This window comes from Pseudonocardia pini, from assembly GCF_013870575.1.
In the GTDB taxonomy this organism is placed as follows: Bacteria; Actinomycetota; Actinomycetes; order Mycobacteriales; family Pseudonocardiaceae; genus Pseudonocardia; species Pseudonocardia pini.
This window is the reverse complement of sequence record NZ_JACBXB010000986.1, coordinates 1-1696: the sequence shown is the minus strand read 5'-3', so window position 1 is coordinate 1696 and position 1696 is coordinate 1. Positions and strand designations below refer to the sequence as shown.

Here is a 1696-nt window from a genome sequence, read left to right as displayed (position 1 = left end):
GCGCGGGAGTGCGAGGACGTCCGCACCCCCGCGTTGGTGCAGCTCAGCGCGCCTGCCGACCTCACCCGTCGCGAGCTGGAGATCGCCAGGCTCGCTGCCTCCGGGATGACCAGCAAGGCCATCGCGGCCCGGCTGGTCGTCTCGGTGCGGACCGTGGACAACGTCCTGCACAGCGTCTACGCGAAGCTGGGCGTGGCGGGCCGCAGCGAGCTGGCGGGCGCGGTCGGTTAGGCGCGCCACTCCGCGGTGCGCTCCGGGGTGGCCTCGGCGAGGGCGAGCGTGGTCTTCTCCACGTCGTAGTCCTTGCCGTACACCGGGGTTCCGGGCTGCTGGCGCCAGGACTCCGCGAGGGAGCCGCCGTCGACCGGGTCGAAGCCCAGCTCGTCGACCAGAGCGAACACGGTCTCCTTCGCGGGCCCCTCGGCGCCGGCGATCGGCAGGGCGATCCGGCCCGGGGTCCCCGCGGGCACGCCCCGCTCGAGCAGGTGCTTCCAGTAGATGCCGTTGAAGATCTTGTAGACCGGCTCGGCGTCGAGCCGCTCGGCCACCCAGACGCTCTCCGGGGTGCCGTCCTCGATCGCCTGGATCAGTCCGTCCCGCTGCTGGGGGTAGTAGTTGTTCGTCTCGATCACCGGCGCGCCGGGCTTGCGGGCCGCGACGATCCCGGCCGCGAGGTCGGGGGTGTTCTTCTGCGGGATGGACACGACGACGACGTCCGCGTCCGCCGCCGCGTCGGCCGCCCAGACGGCCTGTGCCCCCGTCCCGGTCGCGTGCTCCGGCACGGTCTCCGGGGCGCGGGAGTTCGCCACCCGCACCTCGTGCCCCAGCTCCGCGAACCGCCGCGCGAGCGTGCCACCGATGTTGCCTGCCCCGATGATGCCGATCCTCATGTGGCCGACAACCTGCTCCCGCGACCCTCGATTCCTAGCGGTCGTACCTCAGCACTGTGACCCGAGTCACCTGCTCGCGGTGAGGCTCGCCGTAGGCGGCCGCCAGCGGGCCCGCGAGCGTGGCCGGCAGCCCCTCGGGATCGATGTAGACCACCCAGAGCCGGTCGTGCGTGGCGATCGCCGCCGTGGGGTCCTCGACCACCGAGCGGTCCTCGCGGGCCGGGATGGGGCTGTCCCAGCCCCGAGCGGGGGAGACGGGCTCCAGCACGTCGGGATCGGGGGTCTGCGCCCAGTAGTAGCCGAAGGGCTCGCGATGGTCCCGGGTCAGCACGATCCCGTCCCCGGGTCGCACCTGCGCCGCCACCGACGCGACGGCGGCCCGCCAGTCGTCCTTGTCGTCCCCGGTGTACCAGCGGTACAGCGACCAGCCCGAGGTCGCGACCAGCACCGCGACGATCCCCGCGGTGAGCAGCGGCCTGCCGAACCGCACGAGCACCAGCGCGCAGCAGAGCAGCACGCCCGGCAGCAGGTACCGGCTCACCAGCAGCGGCCGCAGCACCGACCCGGCCACGACGGCGACCGGCAGGGCGAAGGCCCACAGGAGGGCGAGCGCGTCGGGGAAGGAGGGGCCGCGGCGCACCGCACCGACCACCGCCAGCACCACCAGGACCGCGACGACCACGAGCCCCACCGGCCCGTCGTGCCCGGAGAGCAGGTAGGCCGCGCCCGCGAGGTGGTAGGCGTCCGTGGCCGGCACCCACGACCAGATCGACGGCGTGGGCGTGGTGACCATCAACGCCACCTGC

General features: G+C 73.7%; 2 protein-coding genes and 1 pseudogene. 1 reads left to right on the top strand and 2 read right to left on the bottom strand.

Annotation, left to right across the window (positions count from 1 at the left end; genetic code table 11):
- Positions 1-231, top strand: a 231-nt coding sequence (locus H5J29_RS31660; protein WP_181784598.1) for a helix-turn-helix domain-containing protein, incomplete at its 5' end; no start/stop codon positions are given.
- On the opposite strand, the pseudogene H5J29_RS31655 reads toward H5J29_RS31660, so the two are convergent.
- Together H5J29_RS31655 and H5J29_RS31650 are read right to left on the bottom strand one after the other, a co-directional pair.
- A pseudogene (locus H5J29_RS31655) lies at positions 228-893 on the bottom strand (NADPH-dependent F420 reductase); the annotation flags it as partial. The gene H5J29_RS31660 and the pseudogene H5J29_RS31655 overlap by 4 nt on opposite strands.
- A gap of 31 nt (positions 894-924) precedes the next feature.
- Positions 925-1696 (bottom strand): hypothetical protein (locus H5J29_RS31650; RefSeq protein ID WP_220188184.1); only part of this gene is annotated, 772 nt, incomplete at its 5' end.